This is a genomic window from Citrobacter amalonaticus Y19 (genome assembly GCF_000981805.1).
In the GTDB taxonomy this organism is placed as follows: domain Bacteria; phylum Pseudomonadota; class Gammaproteobacteria; order Enterobacterales; family Enterobacteriaceae; genus Citrobacter_A; species Citrobacter_A amalonaticus_C.
This window is the reverse complement of sequence record NZ_CP011133.1, coordinates 149,535-173,673: the sequence shown is the minus strand read 5'-3', so window position 1 is coordinate 173,673 and position 24,139 is coordinate 149,535. Positions and strand designations below refer to the sequence as shown.

At 46.0% G+C, this 24,139-nt stretch carries 36 protein-coding genes; 33 read left to right on the top strand and 3 right to left on the bottom strand.

Annotated features, from left to right (window positions below; translation table 11 throughout):
• Positions 1 to 81: 81 nt before the first annotated feature.
• The 4 genes from F384_RS27110 (at position 82) to F384_RS27095 (ending at position 2,871) form a co-directional block, all read left to right on the top strand.
• Positions 82 to 972, top strand: coding sequence for a DNA replication terminus site-binding protein (locus tag F384_RS27110; protein ID WP_046499196.1), 891 nt, complete (start codon positions 82 to 84; stop codon positions 970 to 972).
• 311 nt (positions 973 to 1,283) lie between these two features.
• Complete coding sequence (locus F384_RS27105; RefSeq protein WP_155404065.1) at positions 1,284 to 1,682, top strand: type I-E CRISPR-associated protein Cas6/Cse3/CasE; 399 nt, start codon at positions 1,284 to 1,286, stop codon at positions 1,680 to 1,682.
• Positions 1,683 to 1,953: 271 nt separating this feature from the next.
• Positions 1,954 to 2,211 carry a helix-turn-helix domain-containing protein gene (locus tag F384_RS27100; protein WP_046499563.1) on the top strand — a complete coding sequence of 86 codons (258 nt, stop codon included), beginning with the start codon at positions 1,954 to 1,956 and terminating at the stop codon, positions 2,209 to 2,211.
• Positions 2,212 to 2,364: 153 nt separating this feature from the next.
• On the top strand, positions 2,365 to 2,871 hold the full coding sequence (locus F384_RS27095) for a GNAT family N-acetyltransferase (protein WP_226991680.1): 507 nt from the start codon (positions 2,365 to 2,367) through the stop codon (positions 2,869 to 2,871).
• 85 nt (positions 2,872 to 2,956) lie between these two features.
• On the opposite strand, the gene F384_RS30580 is transcribed toward F384_RS27095, so the two are convergent.
• On the bottom strand, positions 2,957 to 3,727 hold the full coding sequence (locus tag F384_RS30580; protein WP_226991679.1) for a hypothetical protein: 771 nt from the start codon (positions 3,725 to 3,727) through the stop codon (positions 2,957 to 2,959).
• Between the two features lie 1,015 nt (positions 3,728 to 4,742).
• Between F384_RS30580 and F384_RS27085 the strand changes: the two genes are divergently transcribed.
• The 4 genes from F384_RS27085 (at position 4,743) to F384_RS27070 (ending at position 6,661) form a co-directional block, all read left to right on the top strand.
• A complete protein-coding gene (locus F384_RS27085) occupies positions 4,743 to 5,042 on the top strand; it encodes a hypothetical protein (RefSeq protein ID WP_046499188.1) in 300 nt (99 codons plus the stop codon).
• 66 nt (positions 5,043 to 5,108) lie between these two features.
• The gene (locus F384_RS27080) at positions 5,109 to 5,345 is read left to right on the top strand and encodes a hypothetical protein (RefSeq protein WP_046499184.1); all 237 of its coding nucleotides are present in this window, start codon (positions 5,109 to 5,111) and stop codon (positions 5,343 to 5,345) included.
• A gap of 33 nt (positions 5,346 to 5,378) precedes the next feature.
• Positions 5,379 to 5,936 carry a hypothetical protein gene (locus F384_RS27075; protein ID WP_046499181.1) on the top strand — a complete coding sequence of 186 codons (558 nt, stop codon included), beginning with the start codon at positions 5,379 to 5,381 and terminating at the stop codon, positions 5,934 to 5,936.
• A 320-nt stretch (positions 5,937 to 6,256) separates the two neighbouring features.
• Positions 6,257 to 6,661, top strand: coding sequence for a hypothetical protein (locus F384_RS27070; protein ID WP_046499177.1), 405 nt, complete (start codon positions 6,257 to 6,259; stop codon positions 6,659 to 6,661).
• A gap of 26 nt (positions 6,662 to 6,687) precedes the next feature.
• Here F384_RS27070 and F384_RS27065 read toward each other — a convergent pair whose 3' ends face one another.
• Positions 6,688 to 7,677, bottom strand: a complete 990-nt coding sequence (locus F384_RS27065; protein ID WP_046499173.1) for a hypothetical protein — start codon at positions 7,675 to 7,677, stop codon at positions 6,688 to 6,690.
• 123 nt (positions 7,678 to 7,800) lie between these two features.
• On the opposite strand from F384_RS27065, the gene F384_RS27060 reads away from it, so the two are divergent.
• The 15 genes from F384_RS27060 to F384_RS30100 all read left to right on the top strand — a co-directional run bounded on the left by F384_RS27060 (position 7,801) and on the right by F384_RS30100 (position 17,177).
• Positions 7,801 to 8,124, top strand: a complete 324-nt coding sequence (locus tag F384_RS27060; RefSeq protein WP_046499167.1) for a hypothetical protein — start codon at positions 7,801 to 7,803, stop codon at positions 8,122 to 8,124.
• Positions 8,117 to 9,187 carry a phosphoadenosine phosphosulfate reductase family protein gene (locus F384_RS27055; protein WP_046499163.1) on the top strand — a complete coding sequence of 357 codons (1,071 nt, stop codon included), beginning with the start codon at positions 8,117 to 8,119 and terminating at the stop codon, positions 9,185 to 9,187. The genes F384_RS27060 and F384_RS27055 overlap by 8 nt, the downstream gene beginning before the upstream one ends.
• 109 nt (positions 9,188 to 9,296) lie before the next feature.
• Complete coding sequence (locus F384_RS27050; protein ID WP_226991678.1) at positions 9,297 to 9,614, top strand: hypothetical protein; 318 nt, start codon at positions 9,297 to 9,299, stop codon at positions 9,612 to 9,614.
• A gap of 8 nt (positions 9,615 to 9,622) precedes the next feature.
• Complete coding sequence (locus F384_RS27045) at positions 9,623 to 9,958, top strand: PerC family transcriptional regulator (RefSeq protein WP_046499160.1); 336 nt, start codon at positions 9,623 to 9,625, stop codon at positions 9,956 to 9,958.
• 425 nt (positions 9,959 to 10,383) lie between these two features.
• On the top strand, positions 10,384 to 10,785 hold the full coding sequence (locus F384_RS27040) for a hypothetical protein (protein ID WP_046499155.1): 402 nt from the start codon (positions 10,384 to 10,386) through the stop codon (positions 10,783 to 10,785).
• Between the two features lie 199 nt (positions 10,786 to 10,984).
• A complete protein-coding gene (locus F384_RS27035; protein WP_046499150.1) occupies positions 10,985 to 11,878 on the top strand; it encodes a hypothetical protein in 894 nt (297 codons plus the stop codon).
• 92 nt (positions 11,879 to 11,970) lie between these two features.
• The gene (locus F384_RS27030) at positions 11,971 to 12,648 is read left to right on the top strand and encodes a hypothetical protein (protein WP_155404064.1); all 678 of its coding nucleotides are present in this window, start codon (positions 11,971 to 11,973) and stop codon (positions 12,646 to 12,648) included.
• Between the two features lie 11 nt (positions 12,649 to 12,659).
• Positions 12,660 to 13,187 (top strand): hypothetical protein, encoded by a 528-nt coding sequence (locus F384_RS27025; protein WP_226991677.1) that lies wholly within the window; start codon positions 12,660 to 12,662, stop codon positions 13,185 to 13,187.
• A gap of 5 nt (positions 13,188 to 13,192) precedes the next feature.
• The gene (locus F384_RS27020) at positions 13,193 to 13,498 is read left to right on the top strand and encodes a hypothetical protein (RefSeq protein WP_046499138.1); all 306 of its coding nucleotides are present in this window, start codon (positions 13,193 to 13,195) and stop codon (positions 13,496 to 13,498) included.
• A gap of 12 nt (positions 13,499 to 13,510) precedes the next feature.
• Positions 13,511 to 13,972 carry a hypothetical protein gene (locus F384_RS27015; protein ID WP_046499136.1) on the top strand — a complete coding sequence of 154 codons (462 nt, stop codon included), beginning with the start codon at positions 13,511 to 13,513 and terminating at the stop codon, positions 13,970 to 13,972.
• A gap of 153 nt (positions 13,973 to 14,125) precedes the next feature.
• The gene (locus F384_RS27010) at positions 14,126 to 14,578 is read left to right on the top strand and encodes a hypothetical protein (protein ID WP_226991676.1); all 453 of its coding nucleotides are present in this window, start codon (positions 14,126 to 14,128) and stop codon (positions 14,576 to 14,578) included.
• 320 nt (positions 14,579 to 14,898) lie between these two features.
• A complete protein-coding gene (gene ssb / locus F384_RS28175; protein ID WP_052747018.1) occupies positions 14,899 to 15,456 on the top strand; it encodes a single-stranded DNA-binding protein in 558 nt (185 codons plus the stop codon).
• A gap of 67 nt (positions 15,457 to 15,523) precedes the next feature.
• Positions 15,524 to 15,877, top strand: a complete 354-nt coding sequence (locus tag F384_RS30105) for a hypothetical protein (protein ID WP_046499132.1) — start codon at positions 15,524 to 15,526, stop codon at positions 15,875 to 15,877.
• A gap of 277 nt (positions 15,878 to 16,154) precedes the next feature.
• A complete protein-coding gene (locus F384_RS26995) occupies positions 16,155 to 16,835 on the top strand; it encodes a hypothetical protein (RefSeq protein ID WP_008786807.1) in 681 nt (226 codons plus the stop codon).
• A 27-nt stretch (positions 16,836 to 16,862) separates the two neighbouring features.
• Positions 16,863 to 17,177, top strand: a complete 315-nt coding sequence (locus F384_RS30100; protein ID WP_128697086.1) for a hypothetical protein — start codon at positions 16,863 to 16,865, stop codon at positions 17,175 to 17,177.
• 16 nt (positions 17,178 to 17,193) lie between these two features.
• Here F384_RS30100 and F384_RS26990 read toward each other — a convergent pair whose 3' ends face one another.
• Positions 17,194 to 17,541 (bottom strand): hypothetical protein, encoded by a 348-nt coding sequence (locus tag F384_RS26990; protein WP_020996137.1) that lies wholly within the window; start codon positions 17,539 to 17,541, stop codon positions 17,194 to 17,196.
• 133 nt (positions 17,542 to 17,674) lie between these two features.
• Between F384_RS26990 and F384_RS26985 the strand changes: the two genes are divergently transcribed.
• The 10 genes from F384_RS26985 to F384_RS26940 all read left to right on the top strand — a co-directional run bounded on the left by F384_RS26985 (position 17,675) and on the right by F384_RS26940 (position 24,137).
• The gene (locus F384_RS26985) at positions 17,675 to 18,088 is read left to right on the top strand and encodes a hypothetical protein (RefSeq protein WP_008786808.1); all 414 of its coding nucleotides are present in this window, start codon (positions 17,675 to 17,677) and stop codon (positions 18,086 to 18,088) included.
• 103 nt (positions 18,089 to 18,191) lie between these two features.
• A complete protein-coding gene (locus F384_RS26980) occupies positions 18,192 to 18,476 on the top strand; it encodes a hypothetical protein (protein ID WP_020996138.1) in 285 nt (94 codons plus the stop codon).
• Entirely contained in the window at positions 18,466 to 18,810 is a 345-nt protein-coding gene (locus F384_RS26975) for a hypothetical protein (protein WP_020996139.1), read from the top strand. Before F384_RS26980 ends, F384_RS26975 begins: the two co-directional genes overlap by 11 nt.
• 13 nt (positions 18,811 to 18,823) lie before the next feature.
• Entirely contained in the window at positions 18,824 to 19,123 is a 300-nt protein-coding gene (locus F384_RS26970) for a hypothetical protein (RefSeq protein ID WP_032941605.1), read from the top strand.
• 72 nt (positions 19,124 to 19,195) lie between these two features.
• Positions 19,196 to 20,479 carry a DNA polymerase III subunit beta gene (gene dnaN, locus F384_RS26965; protein ID WP_226991675.1) on the top strand — a complete coding sequence of 428 codons (1,284 nt, stop codon included), beginning with the start codon at positions 19,196 to 19,198 and terminating at the stop codon, positions 20,477 to 20,479.
• A gap of 150 nt (positions 20,480 to 20,629) precedes the next feature.
• Complete coding sequence (locus F384_RS26960; RefSeq protein WP_008786812.1) at positions 20,630 to 21,451, top strand: DNA adenine methylase; 822 nt, start codon at positions 20,630 to 20,632, stop codon at positions 21,449 to 21,451.
• The gene (locus F384_RS26955; protein ID WP_008786813.1) at positions 21,448 to 21,678 is read left to right on the top strand and encodes a hypothetical protein; all 231 of its coding nucleotides are present in this window, start codon (positions 21,448 to 21,450) and stop codon (positions 21,676 to 21,678) included. Before F384_RS26960 ends, F384_RS26955 begins: the two co-directional genes overlap by 4 nt.
• A complete protein-coding gene (rdgC, locus tag F384_RS26950) occupies positions 21,665 to 22,648 on the top strand; it encodes a recombination-associated protein RdgC (protein WP_008786814.1) in 984 nt (327 codons plus the stop codon). The genes F384_RS26955 and rdgC overlap by 14 nt, the downstream gene beginning before the upstream one ends.
• Positions 22,649 to 22,659: 11 nt before the next feature.
• A complete protein-coding gene (locus tag F384_RS26945) occupies positions 22,660 to 23,538 on the top strand; it encodes a hypothetical protein (RefSeq protein WP_008786815.1) in 879 nt (292 codons plus the stop codon).
• The gene (locus tag F384_RS26940; protein ID WP_008786816.1) at positions 23,535 to 24,137 is read left to right on the top strand and encodes a DUF2726 domain-containing protein; all 603 of its coding nucleotides are present in this window, start codon (positions 23,535 to 23,537) and stop codon (positions 24,135 to 24,137) included. The genes F384_RS26945 and F384_RS26940 overlap by 4 nt, the downstream gene beginning before the upstream one ends.
• Positions 24,138 to 24,139: the final 2 nt, after the last annotated feature.

Below are 24,139 nucleotides of genomic sequence, written 5' to 3'. Positions count from 1 at the left end.
GTTTCGCTTGTTATGAGTATGTATGTACATACAGTCCTCCGTGCAGCGGAGGGAGTTTAGAGCCCTTTTTCGGGGATAGAAATGAACATCTCAACAACTTTCCAGACGCTGGAGAGCGAGATCACACAACTGCGTGGAGTGCTGGGTTCCCGGCTTCCGCTCAAGGCGAGTGTCTGCGTCCTGCCAGCCGTTGCTGATGGCGAAGAAGATATGGCCATCGAACACATCATGCCTGAGCTGAAACAGGGACACGATGCTGTCCATGCCGCCTGCGCGGCATACGCTGACCTGCATATCAGGGATGGCTATTCCCAGAAGTCCGCCCGCCGTACTACCGGCGTATTATGGTACGACAATACAGATGCGGAATTCTCTCAACTGGTTACACGGTTGGTGACATCCATCAACCAGCATAAAGAGAGCATTCAGCGCCACATCATCGAAAACTACGGTGGTGATCGCCGACCGGAATACATGCGCTTCAACGCGCTGCATAGCGCCTGCCCGGGTGTCATGACCCTGCATCTCTATCGGCAGTTGCGTATGTTTGATAACGCTAACGTCAATCTGGTCAGTTTCGGCTGGAGGCAAAAGACGCTTTTTAGCCGGGTTAACAAAATCGAGTTGCTCCAGAAGATGGGCAAGGACATCGAGGAAGATGAAGATAAATCCGTCAGACTCAACTCGTTAATTAAGGCTATTGCGCGTGTACCGGAAGAAAAGCTTCGCTTACGCCGTCCGGTTAAAGTGCATCCAGCGGCAAACATCGCGATGGCTGATCCTGAACAACCCGACCAGGTACTGCGTCTTTCTGCCGCTTCATCTATGCCGTTCATTATCATTCAGGATGAGCACGTGAAAATCCGGCCATTGCCGGAGTTCGTGGCCAATGAAGTAAAGCCGAGAAGTAACCGCCTCCAGACAGATGTGATCGGTATATTCCACGGCGAAAGTATCGAAATGATTCTCTGACCATACCGGCCAACGGACTGGCCGTATTCCTCCTCATAATTTCGTCACTCGCCGTCCATGCCATACCCTGAGACTAATATTGAAAATTCATTATGTTCAGCAAGGAATGTGGCGTGAAATACTATGAATGTGCGCTCAGGTTCAGAATCGCCCCAGGTGACGTGTATGGGATCCACCAGCAACTGGATAAGGTAGTCCAGGAACGTTCTGGGTCGCGACTCCCGTACACCTTCTACTCCCGCAAACAGAGTGCCTCAGACACCCAGGTTGTGTTGAGAACGGCTGTTGCACTCGGACTCCCTGGCGAAGTTATGAAGGAAATCACGTTTGTGCCTGGCCAGAAAATTCGGATCTGCGGCTCGCTGGCCACGATTCGACGCGAGGAAGCTGGTGGCCGGAAAAGAGAAATTTGTCCACCTGCTCATGAAATCCCTGATTATATCCACTATCACCTGGAACGGGCCGGAGTGAACTGCGGACGGTTACATATCGTTCGTAGCACCAGGTTTCATATTATTAAGCCCGGGAGCGTGGAAGGTACGTCCCACAAGATCATCGTACCGATGAGCCAGTACGATGCTGAATGCGTGATTGAGGATGTCGGCGCACTGGAACAGGCATACGCTTTCGGGATCGGCAGAAAGCGGATATTCGGCTTTGGCTATATGAACAGCATCGAAGTGCTTTCCTCAATAGGCCATAAAGCATAGTTATTATGCTGAATTTCAAAACCGGCTCGCAAACTTACGCCATTAACACTTCTGATACACCGTTTAAATGCTGTAAACTATTGTAGCCCTTACTAAATCGTAAGAGTGGGGATTTGCAGCCCCGACTAATGACACGCCGTTCATGTTTTTGAACGGTTCGCACTCGCTCGCCTGTTTTCTGTCAATGGTGAGTCGGGGCGTGGGAGCCTTACGGCTCGCCAGTCGTCATTAGCTGGTACTGCAAACCATGTTCCGATTCACCACCAAGGAAATGGATATGGAAAAACAGGACTGGCATAAGGCAGATATCATAGCCGCGCTGCACAAAAAAGGACTTTCGCTCGCATCACTGAGTAGAGCTAACGGTCTTTCAAGTAGCACACTGTCAAACGCGCTGACCCGAGACTGGCCAAGAGGTGAAATCATCATTGCTAACGCGATTGGTGAGGAGCCCCAGGAGATATGGCCATCCCGCTATTTCGATAAAGCAGGAATGCCAATTCAACGAGTTATAAGAAAACCGGTTTGAGCGAAAAGGGCTGGCATTTTTGCTGGCCTTTTTTGATTTCAGGCCTGGCTCTAAAAAAACAATACCGGTCAATCAGCTATCAGTGAAATGCCTCATTTGTTTCTGTTGACCTCTCCACCGCCATGTAATCAAATTGCTTGAAAAATAACGGCTATGAGAGACAACCTGATGACGGTGATATCTGCCCCAGAAATGCGCTTTGGAACCAGACAGGATGTCCCCTTTATCATTGCGGTGATCCGCGATGGTATCAGGGATGGGTATTTTAACTTTGATGAAGCTGAAGGACTATCTCAGTTCGAAAGTCAGATTACAGAAGCAATTGCCAGGCGGGAACGGGGAGAGAATTGTGCCGATTTCTTGTTTGTCTTTGATGCCCCAAATAATGGAACTGCGATTGGATTTGCTCTGCTGACTGGCAAAAATGGCGCAAATGGACTTGCTTCACATCTGGAAATCAGGATGTTTGGTGTTACCAGGAATGAAAGGCAAAAAGGGTTCGGGCGCTCAATGTTGCAAAGTATTCTGGGTGCAACTCCTGGTCATAAACTGGAGGCATCCTGCCTGCCAGCATCAGTGGTCATGGCCAGAATGCTGACTAATACGGGTTTTCACATAAAGGATATAACACCGTTTGGAAAACGAATCTTCAGGCGCTAACGAATTATTCTGGTAAAGAAAAACCGGCTGGTCTATTCAGCCGGTTTAATATTCTCGAAAGGGAGCTGGTCAGGGGAGAAAGGCTTCAGAGTTGAGGTAATGGCCCTTCGTTATCTTCCGCCGCTGCCTGATCTTTATCCGGGGTGGCCGTTGCTGTGCGCGAAGCATCCAGTGAGACCGTTGGATCACTGAGGGTCAGGATGCCTGTATCTTCAACTTCACGCGTTGTCAGCGTAAGCTCAGATTTGCTCTCATCACATTTATCCGCTTTCTCCGCTAGTGCCTTACACCAGATGTAGCGACCCTTCTGAGCATCTGAGACTGAGGGCGATCCATATTTCTCAATCGCAGACTTCAGTAAGAGTTCTGGGTTGCTGAAAGAGAAGCGAATTTTGTAAGCCACCGGTTCAATGGGGTCAACTGCGGTATCGGGAATAAAGTAGACGACTGTCTCCTGGTGAGCATCTCCCCAGAAAATACTGTTCAATGAGTTGTTGCTGTAACGTTTTTGTATTTCATCACCGGAAGACTGGCCTAGCTTATCAGTAATTGCGGAGATAGCTTCAGAAGCTGTCATCCGAAGGCTAACCGGCCCGATGGAAAACGACATAACATCAATGCTATTCAGAGGGGTAATGGTGTTTTCTGGGGCGGTAGATGAATCGGGTACGTCATCACTGTACAGGCTGTCGCCCCCCGGAGGAGGTGTTACAGGTACTGAATTTTGGATGTCAGGCGTGTCGTTGGGATCTGGAGCGTACAGGCCAAAAGTATCATTCTGTACGGCAGAATATACGGATGCGGTAGGCAGGACGGTAAGGAGCGCAAGGGCGCAGTATCCAAGGTATCTGGTCATATTCACCTCGTCAGTAGCAGTTGTCCTACTGTAACAGTGCGAGGTTTGAGAACATCATGGAAATGGGGTCAAAGCGGGGGGAAAAAAACAAGCCTGAAGCACATGGCTTCCGTTGTAAACATTCAAAATACCTGAGGATCAAGGTACGTGAGAGAATTAAAGCCGCAGGATTCCAGCAGCTAGTGATCGTCACATTTTGGCACATGCAACATTTTGTGGTGTGCTGATCTGAGCAGACCGCCCCGGAGCCCAGTATCACTTCAATTCGGGGGCGCATCCGTGGATGCGAATTACGCCAGCATTTATGACGTTGGCTGCACAGCTGTAGCTGGGTGGATGCCAGAAATCAAAAGGCCGCAGGACAGACTGGCAGTAACACTAGCTTTGCTAGTGTAGGGATTTTACGGCTGATGCCGTAATGCTTTCTGAGTCCTCGCTAACGCTCTGCGGAGCTTCCGGCGTGGAACGCCTCCTATGCATTCTGAGCATCTGACTGATGGACAGAATGAGTTTTCTGTCCAGTCCTGCTGGTAGCGCGAGATCTGGCTTGCTACTATGTGAAATAGATTGTTATTCAGGAGTACACTTCAATGAGTGAGTTACTGAAATTCGGCGCTATCTATGTAGGTACAGGCTTGATTGCCTACTATATTCTTGAGTTTATCGACTACATAGACTCCAGGAGTTCAAGAGAAAACTGAGGCCGCTCCAGCGGCCTTTTTTACGCCCTCGTTTAATTCCCTCGCCTGCCTGGACACTCAGGTGTTTCTGTCCAGCGCCCTGAGAATCCCCGGTAATTAGTACTTAAAAGTGCCGTTATACCGTCACCGCCGGTCATTATTATTCAACCGTTTGGCCGCTAAGGCGTTCATGTGTACAGTGCCTATGAATACTGGAAGCTGGAGGTTATTTAGCATTTTGGCCATACCCCATGTAAAAGTCTCCCCTCTAAAAATTTCGTCAGCCAGTCCTCTCAGATAATACTGGTGTCAGGTAAACAAAACGGACGCAAATTATGCAGACACGCTCAGAAGCCCAGGCAATTGCATTGTTCAATCAGCTAGGCCGCGATGCAGCTGTTGCCCAATATAACTTCATTTGTGAGTTGGCCCAGAGGCGTTATGACGACAGTCTGGTCAAATACGGTTCTATGCCAACAGGATTCACCGCGCTCAATTACCTCAACTCAGCAGAACTTCAGGAACGTTACATCCTGGGGTTGGGTATCCAGCTTTGTATCGATGAGCAGCAGGAGGCAAGGGAACGCGTTCTGGCTCGCTGCCTGGCAAGAAAAAGGCCGCATAACTGTGGATAAAACAATTCAGCTATAGCTGAAGACGAACTAATTGGCTATGTTAACAAAACGAACAAGGTGGCGATTATGTACAGTGAATCTATCGATCGTGCTATCAGTATCCTCAAGGACGCGGGCGAGAAAATCGGTATGGAACTGGGAAGTAATGTGACATCTCGGGAATCAGAGCTGCTTGAGGATGCACTGGTGGGCCTGACTAAAGTAAAAGGCCAGCTCTGCGGTGCGCCTTCCTTGACGGACGTGCAAGCGGACGTTGTGCCTTTTAGCCTTTGCTCGACGAACAACGACGATACTCCGCATTAATCAATGAACCACAACCAGCTGGACGGAATGGATATGACTGAAGACAAAGATGACAATGCTTCTGGAGACGTGCAGAACCCGCCAAAAGCTAACGCTCACCTGGAGAGGCTCTTTGCTTTCATTGTGACAGAAATCAAAGAGCAGGGTGCTGCACCGTCTTACGAGCAAATATGTAATTCGCTGGGGTATTCAAAAGGCCTTGTTTCCCGGCGTATCCGCCAGCTGCATGACCAGGGACGGATCATTATTGATGGAGATAGAAAGTCTATGACGCTGCGCATAGCGAAAGGGCAAGGTCATGATGACATTGCCGAACTCCCGGACATGACCAGCGACAGGAAAGCAATCCTCACCTACGTCCAAAAATACATGAACAGAAACGGTGGCCGTGGCCCGTCAGTTCACGCAATAGGGAAAGCACTCGGTTTCTCGAATAACAAGGCTCGCAGACATGTGGACTATCTCGACGAAGCCGAGAAGGTACGTTACAGCCCCCATCTTAATGAAGTGATCGTTATCAATCAGGGTGATTATGTCAAAATTTCCCAGCTTAACGATGAACTACCGCACCCGGCAGAAGATAAGCCATGATTCGCATGTGGAGAGAAGTTGTAAACGTAAAGGTTCAGGATGGGAGCCGTAACGGGCGCATCTGGTTTCTCGAACTCTCGTGTGGCCACCACGCCGTCAGGCGGATACCTCGATTAAGACTGCATAATCTCACTCAGTTCGAGCGACTTGAGCCACCAGCTAAATGCCACTGTACATTATGTGAAATGGATGCCATTGCAGGACACAAATAGCGATAAATACTCCATAAAAGCCCTCGATTTGTCCCCATTGTTTTTAGCCTGCCAGCATTGGTACTGATAGCCTAATCATATTTCAACGCATAACCCTATGGTGGACATATGAAAAAAGCTATTTTTGGCCTTTTAGTACTTTTGCCCTTCATAACCAGCGCGGAGTCGCTCGATCCCAACGATTTCTATGCTCAACAGCCTGCACAAAACCACCAACAGCCAGCTGCCAGCGAGCAACCGGTCGATACTGACAACTCCGGTGACCAGACAGCAGCGATTGTCCTGAACCTGGAAAGCTATAAGCCGCTGGGGAATTTTGTAGTCCCCCAGGGCGTGGAGCGCCCATTTATTGGTCTGATTAACAGCAAAATTTTCATACTGTCCGAACAACCAGATAAACGGCTGGCTGGCCTATGGATAGGTCGTAGTCAGGATGGTCGCGAAGCACTTTGCGGATACCTGAACAACAGTATGCAGGTCAGAAAATGCTATTACATCTTATATCGTGAGTAAAATAACGGGGCAGCAGCCCCGTTATTTTAATGCTTGAATGAGGGAATAAAGGGTATCACTGGATTTGTTCCAAGCGAAGCTAATTCGTTAGGTGCAAGATAACGTCGCAGTTCAGTTATCAATATATCTACGGATTTATCCCAACCATCTCTCACAATATTTAGAATTTGCCGGGCTGGATTATGTGTTAGAAAAGGATGATTGGGGCCAAATTTATTAATGTGCTCAATAGTACCTATTGCATCGAGATAATCTGAAACAAGATGGTGTTCTGACTCAAAAATAGCGACATACTTATACCCATCAGCAGCGTTAACCCACCGGCAAGTACAGTCATTAAACTGAAATTGATTAGAACGTTTTTCTCCCTTGGGTTTAGGATTTACTCCAATACCAAAAGACAAATACAAACCTTTCCTGCCCCAGAAGGCCGGTCTCATCAAGTCCTGACCATTGTTTCCCTCGACTTCTCCAAGAATGCCAAATAAAGTAGCTGATTCTTGGTTAGGATTCGTTCTCATACGGAAAAGAATGCATAGATCTGCAAACTTTACGCTATTATAAACTGAATTATAGAAGACATTTTCATGGCCAAGTAGATAAGGATTATGCTCTACCGAAAAGTTAGTGCCACTTCTAAAGTCACGGCAGCTAATAAATACACCAAACTGGCTCATATTAGCGAGGATATCGACATTGCGGTAATCAGATAAATTAATAAGTATATTGTTTAAAACCTCCCTACCTTCATAACTCATCAGATAGTGGCAGAGCAAATTTTGAAGACCGAAGTTTCTGAACTGGTCTTTAATTAAAGAAAAATACCCTTCACCAGCTAATGAAACTAGGTTTCTCATTGTTGGTGTATGTTTCCCCATGAGAGGAGAATTAAAACGAACCTTCATCCGGTTATTATCATAAAGGGTTTCAATAATTGAGCAAAAGTGCATCGCCCAATACGCGTTGTTGTCACCAATTAAACCGGGTTTTACTACAGTGATTTTAGAAAAATCCATTCTGTCTCCAAAGCAGTAATTAGTCACTTGTAACACGATATTTGCAGTGAAAGTTATATCTGTAAGCAAATTTCGTCAGCTGTTAGCGTCGTATTAGGCTTAGACAAAAAGCCGGAGATAGATATGCCTAAAGACGATGTTGCAACAATCATAATCCAGAACGGGTTATCGCATAAAGTAGTTGTGCTTTGCCAATTCAGTGCTCAAATCAACAATCAGATGTTCTCATTCATCATCCATCGCACATTAAGCGTATGTCGATATGCGCTTGTCTGTAAGGCAACCGGTCAAAGAATCGCTGTTCTTGATACCAGTCGAGTGAAGGCGCTAGGTATGGAAGAAGCCGGTAAACTTGCACTGGCAGACCTGGCTTCATCATTGGGCGAGATTAGGCTTGCTGCAATTCTGACAAATTCACTTCAGAGCAGGAGCGCGGCAAGTGAGTGATTTTATCGATGATACATTTATTGTCCCTGTACTGGGTAGCATGGCAGGTATTACCACTCCACTAGCAGGCAAATCGTACAGGAGTGCTCCTGATATCGATCTGTCTTGCTATGACGCGATAATCATTTGTCTTAGCGGGGGAAAAGACTCCATTGCCTGCCTTCTTCACCTGATTGACATCGGTGTCGATCTGTCCCGGGTGGAACTCTGGCATCACGATGTAGATGGCCGTGAAGGAAGTTCTTTAATGGACTGGCCATTTATGGCCGACTATAACCGCAAAATTGCTTCAGCATTTCAGATACCGTTGATGTTCTCCTGGCTTCAGGGAGGGATGGAAGGTGAAATGCTGAAAGAAAATGGTTACAGTCGCCCTCACTGTATCGAAACCCCAGATGGATTAATAATCGCGGAACGAGATATCCAGCGAAGCACTCCCGCCACCCGACTACGGTTCCCTCAGCAATCTCCAAGCCTTAAAACACGTTGGTGTTCATCAGCACTAAAAATTGATGTTGGTCGGCGAGCACTCACAAATCAGAAACGCTTTGACGGGAAAAAGGTACTTTTTATTACGGGCGAACGAAGATCTGAAAGTTATAATAGATACAATTACTTACAACTTGAACCACATATCAGTAGCTGTAAAAAAAGACAAGTTGATGCCTGGCGGCCAGTGCTTGAATGGTCTGAAGAACAGGTCTGGGAGATTTTAGAAAAACATCGCGTGACAGCCCCTGTTCCGTACAGGCTTGGGTGGGGGCGCAGCTCATGCTTAACGTGCATTTATAACAGTGCCCGCATATGGGCAACTATCAAACATTATTTCCCCGAGCGTATTCACGCAATGGCCAGCTATGAAGACCGCTTTGGGGTCACTATCAGTCGTAAACGAATAAACGTGCTGGATCTAAGCCAGAATATTTCCCCAATTAATATCACGGATGAGGAAGCGCTTCTGCAAGCGGTAAACCCGGTCTATACATTGCCCGTCATTAGCATGACAAAAGAATGGTTGCTTCCAGGTGGGGCGTACAACCGAGAGAAATGTGGGGCGGATTAAATAGCCACCAGCAATTTATAGCTGAAATTTCGTCACCTGAAGATTACGTGGAAAATAGTTAACAGCTAACCACATTGATACAGCATCCACCGGTACTGAAGGAAATACTATGACGATGGTAACGGCCAGAAATTGTAGTGAAACACGGTTCAACCAGTTATGGGACGTTCTGCATGAGAAAAGCCGGGCGGAAAACGAATCCTTGTTTCAGCAGGCATTAAAGCGCTGTCGCAGCAAACGCCAGCGAGACAAACTGGCCGGGCGTTTCGCCGGTGCATGGCAAACCCTATTCGATGCGTTCTGTGAGGGCCGGGTATTCTGCTCGCTTCTGGACTCGGTTATCCAGCAGGAGAGTATCAGCGAATGGCAGGCTGAAGAGTTAATCTCATTCACTTCTGCCCAGATGTTGTCTCTATACAAAGGGTAGAGGTAGATATGGGACAAAGAAAATGTACCGCAGCGTTCCTGCTCGCTGAAGAGATGTATCAGATACCAGCGACCAAATCGGTGCTACTTGCCAGGAGCCTGGAAGAAAAAGGATTGTATCTCCGCGCTGCCAGGCAATGGGGTGAGGTCATGTTTGAACATACTCAGTGTGCTGAGTACATCGTTGAACAACGGGAACGCTGCATTCGGTTATCCAATTCTCACCATGAAGATCGGATCAGACGGCATGAGCAGGCCAGTGATCTTCAATATATTCACAAGCACATTAATGATGTATACACACGGATGGGGCTAAAAGACGATGGCGTCTTTAATACCGCCTGATTTGTCGACCTTTTCCGTTCATTAAAAGATGAAACGGAGGAAAATGAACACACTTTTGACTGCCCTGAACTGGCTCAATATTGATCGAGGATTACGGAAGTGGCTAACCAAAGCTTGTTTGACCTTATAGGAACGACCTCGGGCCCAGAGCGAGACCTGCTGGTCGTAAGTCTTCAGTCTCTACATCGTGAACGAGTAAGCTCATACAATGCATTGTGTACAGCCTGCTCACTCTCAGGAGATAAAGCTCCGCCGATGTCTTTATTCGGCATAGATGAGGTTACTGATGCACTACGCCGGTTAGGTGCATTACCGATCAGATAGTTCTTCCCGCAAGACCGCAGGGAGCCGGTACATGATGCAGAATCCGCAGTCGTTGGGTTCAGTAGATAAACTGATACAGCTTTTACCGTGAGGTGGGATTTATGTCGAACGTCTTGCAGAAAGAAAACATCATCATGTCTCTGCCTCATCGTGACTGGAGTTGTGAAGTCATCGAGTGCCGATTAAAGGTATGCCCCGTACCTGACGAGATGGACAGGGGCAATAATATCTTTTTCATCGTGGAAGACCTTTACCAGCTGCGCGAGAACAGTGAGTCACTTAACGTACTAGGACAAATTCTGGCGAAACGCTTCCCACACATACCGCCAAAAAGAATGCACCTTGTACTGCACCGACGTGATGTGCAGAAAGATCATGGAGTAGCCATCCACCTCTACCGCTTCATGCGTAGCGAGAAAGAAAATAACCGTAGTATTTTTATCAGTCGTAACCCTACTGAAGTTTCCCAGAAGGCGGCATACGCCTCGATGTGTATTTTCTGACCACCAGCAGTTGAATCGCCACGATAGCCGACATAGTCGGCTATTTTTTTACACCAAGCCAAACCATTTATGCCCACAAATTGTGGTTGAAAAAACTATTTATTTTTGGGTGCAAAACGTCCTCATTCTCACTGTAACAATAAATTTCAACATGTGATTATGATGAGAGTCGAAGCTGAAACATGAATGGTGGCCACATATGCATGATCTCCAGAATTCGTTAACTAGCAAAAATACCAACATTATCCGTGCTGAATTTGAAAATATGCTTTCTGCGCGTGGAACATCCATCGGGCGTTATGATACCAACGCAGGGATGAACAGCGGCGAGTATATTGGAAAAGGAATCCAACGTGAATGGGTTGGGTATTTGCTTAACCATACGAGTTCTGGCCATACGGTCACGGCATTTGAACCAGTGTATTCTACACCTTTAAAAATAAGGCCAGACCCTCAATTCAGAAAAATTGCAGGCCACCAGGCCAAAGCGAAAAATGTCTTTGAAAGTTACGATGAAGCGTATCTTACAGCCGCTATAGACTCAGAAGAGTATTGCAAACCATTCTGGGTTTATCAGAATGCAGATGACGGTCATTACTCGATCAGTACTCGCGGTTTTACAAACGCTAATGCACCTGCAAGCATTCCGAGTGATAACCGTATTGATATCGCTCAGATGAAAATGGGATATCCCATGCTCGATTATTGCCATAACATTATGCCTTCCTCAGTCGTGAGATTAGGTTTCAATGGGCGAGTGTTTACGCAGGGTAAGTATTATTACACCAATGAAGAGGTTTTCAGTTGGTTATCCCGGAACCCAGATAGCGCAGTTTTTATTACGTTCCCAAAAGTTAATCAGACTGATAGATCTGAATTGATGTCAACTATGAAACGAGAATTCCTGAATTCATGGGGTTTATTCTCATATTACCGCTGGCTGGGACGCAGCACCGCATTACTGGCATTAAGCCCGGTCAGTTCTAATGCTTCTGTTAAGTTAAGAAGTAGCAATGCACACTTTTTCAAAAATGCGATGCTGGCTGTTAACACGATCATTCCAAAAGTAAACAAAATTTCGTCACCGGAATAATTCCCGTTAAAGTCGTATTAAACACCGAAAAGAATGAGAGAAAAATGTTCATCTCAAATAACCTTAGCTTTAGGCAAATACATGAGTGCCTTGTGTCAGCGGCAAAGTATCCTTTTTTGTCAGTGAGAACACTCGTCGTGTCATTGGTGGTTATCCTTTTCGAATGCATGATCGCGCTAAATATTGCAGTACGGGAAGGGGCTGTATCAGACCTCCACGTTGCACTGATAGCCTCATACATTATGTTTACTACCGGTATTATGCTGTGGTCGCTGAAAACCGCTGAGATGCATAACAAAGCGACCTGGGTATTGATCATCGCAGGGTTAATGTGTGGTTTCCTGTTATCGGGCAACTACAAAATTGCCGCAGATTTTAACAGCACAATAAACGCCGAATTTTGGATCTCATTTCGACAGGCACTGACCACAATAGCATATGCAAGTCTCGCCCTTACCTTGCTGCCATATCCCATCTGGGTAGCGTTTGGATTGCTAATGATAGAGAAGGTGCGTACTGACAAAATTACCCGGAACGTCTACCTGGGCAAAATGATCATTAACACGAGGCTAATATTAATCCTGGCGTTTGTGTCAATTTGCTCCCACGTTCTTCTGGTCATAACCAGCTATATCTCGCCAGTAATACTGGTTTTCACGCCACTCCTGACAATCTGGCTCACTGTATTCATTGTCTTAATTATCTTCCAGGTCACATCAGGAAGAACACCAGGAGCCCTAATCCAGGAAATTGCCCGCATAAAACTTTAATGGGAGTATCTATGACTGCACTACGCCGTATCTCAACAGAACCAAGCTGGACTCCAGTTGGAACTCACGGTGAAGGGTTACCGACTAAGGCTGGAGTGTACCGTTTCAGTGTTCCACGGGAAGCTGATAGCTCAGAACATATTGAGTTTCTGGCGTTAGTGCGCTGGCGCAAACACGGTGTGCATCAACTGCTTTTCCCCACCTTCGAATACATCGTATGCGACGAGAATATTGTGCTTCCCGAAGGCACATGCTGGCGTGAACGCGAACCGTGGGATCCAGATACGCTTGGTGAAACTGAGTTCATCATCGTACCCGAAATGAGCGCGGGTGCTCAATGCTGTCCGTTCTGCAAAGAAATTCCTCGTGTCGTCGGTGATAAATACAACTTTGAGTTTCAGGAAAACTACATCACAAAAATGCCTCACCGGTTTAACCGCCTGTGGTTCAGCTGCTGTAAATGGGTTGCTCCTGTACCGTCTTCCGGCATTCAGTCACTCATCACGGCCTGGAACAAAATGCTCGGGTCATCACGGTAGGAATAATGATGAAATCTGCATATCTGCATAAGTTTCTGATCATTACTTTCATCATCGGCATTAGTGGATGCCATAGTCTCGGATTGGGGTTAAGCCTGGATGAGCGCTACCAGGAGGCTTATCAGAAAGTACTGGCCGACCCTAATGACGATAACATTAAGACCTTCATGAAACTCAGCCAGGAAAAAGGTGAAAGGGACATGCAAGAGGCAAATTCGAAAGCTGTGGCCGACACACGTGAAAGCGATAAGGGGTTTACTGAGTATTTTAAATCATATGGCAACGATGGGTTTAAGCGGGCCAGACAATAAGAAAGAGGTCATATGTCATTACAGCAATCGCATGTAAATCTGGAGTTCCTGAAAGGTGCGGTCTGGTGTGCCGCAAAACTCATCCAGGAAATTGGCGACTCAAAAGGTGCAGCAGTTCTTATCACAAACTTGCCGGTTGAAATTTTCCCTCAATGTAGCGAAAGGGATTTATTTGTTCTGAGGCAATATGTCAGGAAAGACCTCCCACTTGGTATTGATGCTGAATATAGCGATATCAGGCCGGTCTTAATTGATTATCTGGGAGAGCCGGTAGACCTTCCTGAGTGTGAGCTGGATACTTATGAACCAGCTCCAGGCGAAATGCTCCGTTGGGGAGTAACTGGAGCTCTCAGTTCCGGGACTCGATGTGTGCTGGTGGATAATCTTGCTTATCTCGCTGAGGCAGTTGGTATCAGCAACGCACTAAGGCAACAGGTCGCAGAGTCAATCCTGCCCCCCCCTGTGACTGGCTGAGTCGCCCCTAATTTCGTAAGCAGTATCATTGCCCTTAATCTATATCCTACATATTTCAGGTGTTGGGGTTTTACTATGTACAAAGACCATTTTCCACAAGCGTGTCCCTCATCGATAAAAGAGGGCCAGTCATGTTGGCGGGTATTGATTGATATGGACGTAGACAACCCGTCGAAAATAAAAACCAGCGTCGAATTAATAGAAGTCGGCGTGAAAACCATTCGAATGAAAAAGAATGCGGCAGAAGGCAGCGAGAAAACTGCTTTTCTAGTGGATAAAATCCCCGGAACCACATTTATCAAAATTCGGCCTAGCGACAAAAAACCGAGCGTCTGGAATACAAGCATCAGCAGCGTCTATAAGCATGACGTGGAAATCGGGAAAACATTCCCCCTTGGTATCAGAACGACAAAAAGCGCTGCATTTCGAACAGCAACAAAAAAAGTCGAACAGAGTATGCAAGAATACACTGATACTATAGCTAAACTTGAAAACAGCTATGTTAAGAATGAAAAGGAGATTGCTGAGTATAAAAATGAGCTCGCTGCTTACCAGACAATACTCCAAACCCTGAAACGTATGGCCAATAGACATCTCCCGCAGTAATACATTTGCGTTTCTTTTCAGGTAAACAAAAGGAAACACTATGTATTTTAATTACCGGTTTCAAAAAATGTTTCACTCTGGGCCATACATGTTTAGTATAGGGACATAACAAAGAGAACGCTGGCGAGTACGCTGGTATAAAGATCACCTTTCCCGGCCTGGCCGGGATTTTTTTTCCTGTTGTGCCGTCCTTCTCACCACAAACATAATATCCTGACTATTTTATGAATGTGTAGTGCAATTATTTAACGAATTACCATTCGTCACCAGACCAGACGGGCTGATAATAATTTCATCCGATACAGAGCTGGGGAGGGTGTATGACTAATCGTGGCTATAGCAAAGTAATTATTGAAGGTACTGTAGGCCGTGAGCCTGAAATCCGACAACATCCTTCCCACGGCATCTACGCAAAGGTTTATGTCACAACATCTGAATCGTTGGTGGAAGATAAATCAGGCCTTGAGAAAATCACGGAAGAACACTATCAGATAATCTTGCTTGGGCAATTTGCTGATGTGGCCCGCGCTCATCTGCATATCGGGACAGAAGTGTACCTGGAGGCCCAATTGCGCACCCGACTAATCGAGGAAGATGGTAAAGAACGCTTCTTTATGGACGTACTTGTCAACCCCGTGAAGGGGCATGTTCTTCGCAAAGTCAATGTAGGCGATAAGAAACAGGCGAGTAGTCAGCTCCAGCAGAACCGAGGACGGGATCAGCGGCAGAATACAAGTTATAGCCGCAGGCCGCAAAACACGAGCGCGAGACCAGCAACACCGCGCAACTCCCCACCAACAATGGAAAATTATTATTTAGGAAATCGGGATGAAGTTCCAGGAAGCACTGGTGCTTATGGTACAGACATACCTTACTAGCACCAAACATTAATGATTAGCAGCATATCTGTTTTGTTTTCATCATAACTAATGGGGAATTATTGCCGTGAATGAAATCAATAACGCACTCCAGACGATACTGGACAATGGGTCTATGTCATATGGCCAGGCTGCTATTTATGCCGGTGGTGCAATTTGCGTTGCGGCCCTTTTTTCGGTGATACTCAGAAGCGGACTACTGGTAATTTTGGGAATTGTCTCAGGCTTTTATCTGTTCAGTCTCAACACTCCAGACAGTACACTGGCGTACACTGCTGCTGCCTCAGAGCGTCTCATCGAGCAGGTAAAATCTGTCGGTGGATGTGCCACTAGCCACATTGAGGATGCACAAACTCTGGGTATCATCATAAAAAATGGCGATGTTATCGAGATAGCAAAGCAGTGCGGTATTATAAAATAATAACCGTAGCATATTATGATAGATGAATGCCTGAATGGTAATCTGCTCGCGGATTACCATTATTTTTTGAGATGTCTTATAGAACTTATCTAAAATTACATATGACTGTCGTGACAGTATAAGGTCTTTATGAAAAACGTCGTCAAAACTTTACTACCCTCAGTAAACACCGGTGATCAAGACAAAAGCGTAAAATCGGATACGCTGACTGACACAACTAAACCCTGCAACCACGGACTGGTTCATAATCATCTTTTAGGGCTGGAGGCCTGCTACTATGCCAAACACTAACGACTCGCTGACTGGACTCAACGTCGAGCTCGTTGGTGCATCGAAACAAGAGTTTACTCTTCTCACTGAGAACCACCTGATGCGCCGCATCATAGTGGCTTTATCTGAGCTAATGCGTAACGCGGAAGGCGTGATGATTGATTCTCACGTGTACCCGTGGGATCAAGTTCTTCCTGCTGCAATGGACATTCCATCATCCAACGCATCTGATGAAGAGATACAGAACTGGATGATCAGTGCCTGTAAGGAGTGGCAGTGTGAATATAATCGGCTGGTTCAGTCGTTTACCGCATCAGAAGTGAACAGCAAAAGCGACATCGAGAACGATAACCTATTCCTGCTAAATATAACCAACCTGGCCCATATGCTGATTGACCGGTTACTGCCGTTTGTCAGTATCGAGGAGATTAATCATGAGGATCCAGATTTACTCCCCCAGGTTATTGATATCGTGAATTACATGGTTGGTGTCATAAATGGTACAACCAGTACACAACAAGTCCGACAAGAATTGTTTACTGCCGGTGCTGATGACGCGATATTTGCACTCAAACTAAAACACAAAGAGCTAACCAGCCTGGGGGAAGATGCCGGATGGCTTGAAGAGGCAATGAGGATAATCGAAGAAAATAAACGCCAATCCATCAACTTTATGCAGCGCAGCTAATCGTTCCCATAATAAAAGGGTAATGCTATGAGTAAACATCTGTACTGTATTAAGGGTGTTTTAAAGCCCAGGAAATTTTCTGCCCGTCTGATAAGAAATAAACTTAGCTCATTTGGATTAAGGGGTGGTGCTCTTCGTAGTGAAACCGCTCGCATTCTTGCCGGGCCCGTAGATGGTATTAAGGGAACGTATCCCTTCGGCTGGTCAGATCAACATTTTGACCGCAGGATGAAACGCATATTCATTCGCGCCAGTAATGCTTCCAGACTTTCTGATAATCGTCCAATTGCGTTGCGACGACGCAGTGCTTTAACTATCAGTAAAAAGTACCTTTCTGTGTAACCACCAGCAGACGGGTTTACTCGTCTGCCTGGCCCCATGCCTCTAATCTTCGCACCCGAAATGAAGATGCCTGGATTTCTCCAGGTGAAGTTAACTCAAATGAAACTGTAAGATCGTGTTTGTTCCGGTACTTCCATACATAGCCATTTTGCTGCAATGTTTTGAGTGATTTACGAAGGTTAGACTCAGCGACATCCTTGCAGTCAGGAACTGAGTTAATAAACCCCAGCAATCTGGTGAACGGCACTATCGCAGTGCCTTTTTCTTTGCACAAAAGAAGAAGTACCAACGCATCCTTCTGAATACGGGAAAAGCGCTCTAAGCTATGTTCAGTACCATGTGACTGCATATTGGCATTAATCATAATCAACCTAATCATATGGGGTATGATTAAGGTTAAAAAACACCCCCCGTTTTGTCACCCTTTTTTTTTCTTACTCTCCACTTAAAGCAGTAAGCTCAGTTCGATAAATCTGAATTAGATAAGGCGAGGTTATATGAAAAAGAAATTATTGCTGGCGCTTATTGCGGGTTCATCTTTCTGCATCAATATTGCTGAAGCTAATATTCCTCTGAGAGCCGATGGAAGTCCAGCGGCGGGGCAGACACCAACTCAGTTCATTCAGCTTAAAAATGAATGCCCTGAATGTGTCATGGTCGCAACTGATGTTGTTAAGATGCGTAGCGACAGCTGCAAACAGCAGGCATCCATCGATTCTACAATCCTACAGGATCCTGTATACGCATATCTCAACAGCATCCGGCTGGTAGTTGCCGGGGATGGTGGTTATGTAAGCCCAATCTATACATCCGCCCGCCAGGTCGTAGCAGCAAACATCAATTGCAGTGATGCAAATGACTGGGTCGCGAGAAGTAAAACGGTAATGGATAACACCTTCAAAACGCCGTAGACAATCCCTGAATATTTCGTTGCAGTAATGCTATCCCGTAGTATGACATTAAAAGTTGGTACGTAAATCGGGAAAAATAACTACTGCACTTAGAGGTATTTATATGGGTCGTCACTTTACTGGTCTGATTGATAGTTCGCAGCAGAATTTCACAATGCCAATCCGTCCGTATGGACGGAGTCGCATGGCTGCAAAATTAAAAGGAATCTCCCGATTGAAAAAATCTGAAAAGCAGGCCGATGAATATCCTGATGAACTCTGGAAATTTATGAGCCCTTCAGAGAAGGCTAAATTTCTGGTCGCGGATGTTTTTTCACGCAGTAGTAAAGAATCTTCCGCCGTTCAACCGGGAGAACACAAGCAAAAGGATCATGATAATGAGCACTGATAATTTACTAGCAGAACTCACTTCAAAAACAGGCCTGACCGAAACAGAACTTAATCGGCAGGCATTGATTATCGGCTTAATGGCATTGTGCCACCCGGATGCAATTGCCGGGGATCTGGTGAGTGCTGCACTGACGGGGTCATATTCAGACAGTACTGATAAACTACTTACCCGTGGTGATAACGCATCAGACAGTGTATTGATGTCTATGCGTATATTGCTTCACCGGTTAAGCAGATATGAAGGGGCAGATGGCAAAGTAGGTCAGATCAATAAAATGATGCATCGACTCGGCTACTTTAAGGTATCCGATGTGTTGCGCGAGACTCCGTAAAGAAGCTCAATTTATGTACACCATGACGAATTTTGCGCCCAATATTCTTGATATGGTTTTTCTGTCCGAGATGGAAGGGGAACTTATTTATATAAAGGCGCTCAGCTGTGTTACCGGTTACGTTCCCCAGATCCATCTTTTCCGCCTCCAGCTAATCGCATTTGATATAGGTTGGTATTACGAGCGCAGATTGAATTCAGGCAACCACATTATAAATGAAATCGTTGAGGCCATCACATCCCTTGGATATGCGCTAAATGAATATCAATGGCAGTTCGCGTTTGAATTAGGTTATCGCCACCACCACAAATAAACTGCATTTTTACAGAATTTGCTATTCGTCACTTGATTGACCGGGGGTACGATTTATTTATCACGGATAATTATGGGAGACATTAAAATGACCGACGCATCTACAGTTGACGCAGTTGAACCAAAGACCAGACGCTTATCATTTAAAGAGCTTCCAGGGTTTGATATTTCCGCTGACGCACTTCTCAAAATAATCGAAATGCCGTGTATGGTTATTCGCCGTTCTCCCGCAATGAAGGTACTGGAGATGATCACGCTGCGGTTACGTGGGGATTGTCTTTCTGCTCTTGGCATTGACTTAAACTCTGCACAAATCACCAGTAAAGGTACGGTATCGGCGGTCAATGGTGATATGGACGTATCAGTACCATCTACACAACTCTTTTCTTTAATCCGCAACATGCGTGGTGAAGATGAGATTAACGTCCGTTTCCATGCGGCAAAAAACCATCTGGTCATCCGCACCGACAAAAACTCCTATAACATCCCGGTTTGCTTAGACCATATACCCGAAATCCAGGTAGAGACGCTCGAACATAATTACAGTGTTTACTTTCCGACGCAGATGCTGAGTCAGATTATCAAGCGTGTCAGCCACGCAGCGGCGCAGAACGATGTCCGACATTATATGAACGGGGTCTATCTCGGCATCGATAATGGCCAATTTATTGCTGTGGCCACTGATGGACATCGTATGGCAGTCAGTTCTCATGATATCGACTTCAGCGATGACGTGAGCGATGAGATTCAATATCCGACCGCACCAACCTCAATCAGTAACACGAATGCAGGTGTGATTTTACCCAACGGGGTATTACCGGTGCTCCATAAAATCCTGAGCGGTAGCCAGGGTCAATTCAAAATTGACTACAGCAACCGAAACCTGGCATTTACGCTCGGAAGCCATACAGTCATTTCAAATCTTGTCGATGGCCGTTACCCGGACTGGAAGCGAGTAGCCAGCACGGTAGCCAAAAATACAGAACTGTTTAAGGTTAATCCTTCTGAACTCACCACCGCTCTAAAACGCGCAACCCCATTGCTTAAGGAGGGTTCACCAAACAACACCAGTGTTTGCGTGATGTCATTCAAAGACAACGCCCTACAACTTAAATCACCCGGCACAAATGCAATCAGTTGCAAAGAGGTGATGGACATTGCGAAAGAGGCAGGCAAACCCGAAGCAATGGTTGATATCGGTATGAATGCTGATTACCTGCTGGAATCGCTGGCAAGCCTGGGGGCGTGTTCGGAAGAAGGAGAAGCCGTGCAGATTGCTTTGCGCGATACAACGACGGGCATCTTGATCTCAGTAAACAAAAACATTTACGACATCATCATGCCAGTCCGAGTCTGATAAAACGCTCCCGTTTTGTCGGCCTTTTCGAAATAGCCAATTTCATGGCCGTGATAACTTTAAAACAAGCTTCCTGACGGGATGGCAGTATGCCATCTCGCTCCCATTGATCGCGAACACTGCGTCCTAATATTCTGGAGCCAGAATGAAATGAAAAGCGTTCTGAAGTGGGTAGGAGCCAAACACAACATTATGGCGAGTCTTAAGCATGTACTGCCGAAAGGTGGTCGGCTTATTGAGCCCTTTGGCGGTTCAGGCGCTGTAATGATGAATACGAATTATCCAGAATACATTCTGGCCGATATTAATAGCGACCTGATCGATACATATCAGAGTATTTTTAAGTCACCTGAAAAGGTACTTTCTGAACTTAAACGCCTTTACTGTCTCGGGCGTTCAGAGGACGTCTATTATGAGCTGCGAAGCCAGTTCAATAATCATGATAGTGCAAGCGATACTCAGGCCGCTCTGTTTATTTATCTGAATAGGTTTGGCCATCGCGGACTATGCCGATACAACCGGAAAGGTATCTTTAACGTCCCCTGGGGTTATTACGCCAACCCCTATCTCCCAGAGACAGAGTTATACGCAATGGCTGAGAAAATGTCCTCAGCAACTTTATTGTGCGCCGGTTTCCAGACAACGCTGTCAATGGCCCGCCAGGGTGATGTGGTGTACTGCGATCCACCCTATGTTAATCCCGGAAAATTCACGGCTTACCATGCCAGCGGTTTTACACCAGCCATGCAGATTGAGCTTACCAGACTGCTCCAGGCGCTGCCTGAGCGCGGGATTCATGTCATCGCATCATGCCACGACGCGCCAGATATTCGTGAGCTTTATCAAGACTTCGCTATACATGGTGTGACGGCCCGAAGAAGCATATTTAAAGGCAGCGGGGATGGGAAAACAGCATCAGAAATCTTCGCGGTCAAATTAGCGGATATGTCGAAAAAGGGAGCTGCGGCATGAAACGGTTCCATTGTTCTGAAAAGCTGCATAACCCGCAGACTGAGAAATTTTGTCAGGATATCGCCGAACAATATCGGATTACACCAGATATAGCCGTTGCGCAGTTTAAAGAAGCGCTGAGCTCAAAGCCTCTGACTTACTGGGAGTGCGTCGTGATCCGCGAGCGTGTCTCTGACCTTATTAAAATTAATCAAGCAACAGCTGAGGGCCACGATGAGCCAATTTAAACCCAAAAGCCTTGTAGTTTACCGCATCCAAAAAGCACTGGAATTAGACAAGCTGGATGAGCAGTTAAACGAGTTGAAATACACTCCCTGCGGGCCTAATGATATGGCACGGTCGGGATGGATCCCGCCATTGGGTGAAGATGTCGAGCTGTTAAAGCATGAGTCAAATAATCTCATTCTTCTGACTGTTAAGCACGAATCGAAAATACTTCCTCCCGCGTCAATCAAAGAAATCGTGCGAACCCGGGTTCAGAAACTGGAGAAAGAGCAAAACCGCAGGCTAAAGAAAATGGAGATCCAGGCCGTCAACGATGCAGTCCTCGCTGAGCTCATACCAAAGGCTTTCAGCAAATACAGCACAACAAACATTTGGGTGGATACTAAATCACGTCTGCTGCTTGTTGAAACCACCAGCCATAAGAAAGCAGATGATGTAACAGCATTGCTGCGTAAAACTATTGGCTCACTGCCTATTATCCCATTCACGCTGGAAACACCGGTAGAACTGACGTTAACAGAGTGGGTCAAAACAGGAAGCCTACCGCCTGGCCTGGCTTTATGCGACGAAGCAACTCTCAAAGATGTGCTCGAAAACGGGGGAGTCGTTACAACAAAACGACAGGATTTGATATGCGATGAAATTGCTCATCATATCGAGGCCGGAAAGCTTGTCACAAAAGTTGCACTGGGCTGGATGAACCAGATGTTTTTTATCCTGAATGACAATTTCATCTTTTCGCGACTGACCTTTACGGAAGAACTTATTGAACAGAACGATGATATTTCACCAGAAGATCACGCCCAAAGATTTGATGCTGATTTCGTTTTGTTTACCTCTGTTGTGATGGAGGTTCTGGACGCAATGATAAAAGCCCTCGGTGGTGAAAGCCCGGGACTCATTACAACGCCGTCAGACGAACAACCAGCTGTCGGGGGCGAGGCCAAACAACCAGAAAATACCTTCCATTAAAGGGGTGAGCGATGATTACTACTACAGAACTCGAAGAATTATCAAGCCAGGTTGAAAATGCTAACAGTGCCCGTGCTCTGGCAGTTAAAGGTCTGGTTAAAGAAACAAGAGAGCGACAGTCTTCATTGTGGGCACTATTTATTGGCCTCTTCATTAAGACACCGGCGCAAAAAAAATTGAACGAATGTGAATTGCATCTTAACCAGCTACTAGCTAAATGCAGGGATATCTCTCTTCAATACGTAGTCATGTCTTCGCTTCAAGAAATTATGAACTCACCAGATGGCGAACTCTACCAGCATCAAGTCACTTGCTGGAAAGAGGCTCAGATAAAATATAAAGAATCAGGCAGATTACTCAAACTTGCGGAAAATGCCCGCGAAAAATTGAAAACAGCAAGAAACGATTGTAATAGCGCTTCCTCGCTTGAATTACTGGATATGTTTACTACCAATAAAGTCGTATCTGTATTTTCTGCAATGGACACATCTTCCGCCAGCAGCTCGTTAAAGAAAGCTATGAGTGCGCTTAAGCAATTAGCCGATGAAATGCCTGACCTGAAATCATCCATTGATGTTTGCTTACCTGATGACACGCTTGATCTGATAGTTGATCTTACTTTAAATCCTGCTATCGATATTCTCTCCTGGTTCAATGTTTCAAAACTGGATAATGCCGAAGAGCAGTGCAGTAAAGCCTTAAAGAAACTACAGAAGTTATTAGGCCAACTGGGTGAAGTGCATGATTTGAGAACTAAGGAATATCAATCTCAATTAGAAACACTGAAGACAACTGAAAAACCATACATCAGAAAAGTGATGAGGCGCATTCCAGAAAATATGAAATTCAAAGAGCCAGAGTATCTCCAGACTATAGGACTTCGCACATGACTCTAAAATATATAGTCGCTCTCGCAATAGTTCTGATATTTCTTTGTTTTGCTGCATTCATTCTTATCTATGCGGGTCGAACAAAACGAGAACAAAAACAAACTCAGCAACCATTGGACGAGCATGATCAGCAGGCAGATATAAATGCCGATGCCGACGAGAACGCCGCACTTGATGGGTTGAGTGAATACTTCATCAAAAAAAACACGATATTGCCAAAAGTCCTTATGGATCTTTATGTTCGCTTGAGTGCGGTGTTCAGTGGCCAGTACATTATCGCGCCCCAGGTGCTTGCCCGGGACTTAGTTGAACTGGAGCTCGAAGATGAGCCGGTTGCCCCGGTTGACGTACTTCAGGCCCAACAGTACGCAGATGAATTCGTGTTCGATTTTGTTCTCTCCGATGCGCATACCGGGGAACTAGTGCTAGCAATGATCAATGAAGATGCTATCAGCGCTCAGCCTGAAGGAGAGTTCATTATTGCCCTTTTTAAAAGAACTCACATTCCTGTCTTTCGCTATGAAACGTTGTCAGGCCTGGACGATAATGCCCTGGCAGTTAACATCGCGGAATCAATAGACGATGGCCGATTCTCTTAGTT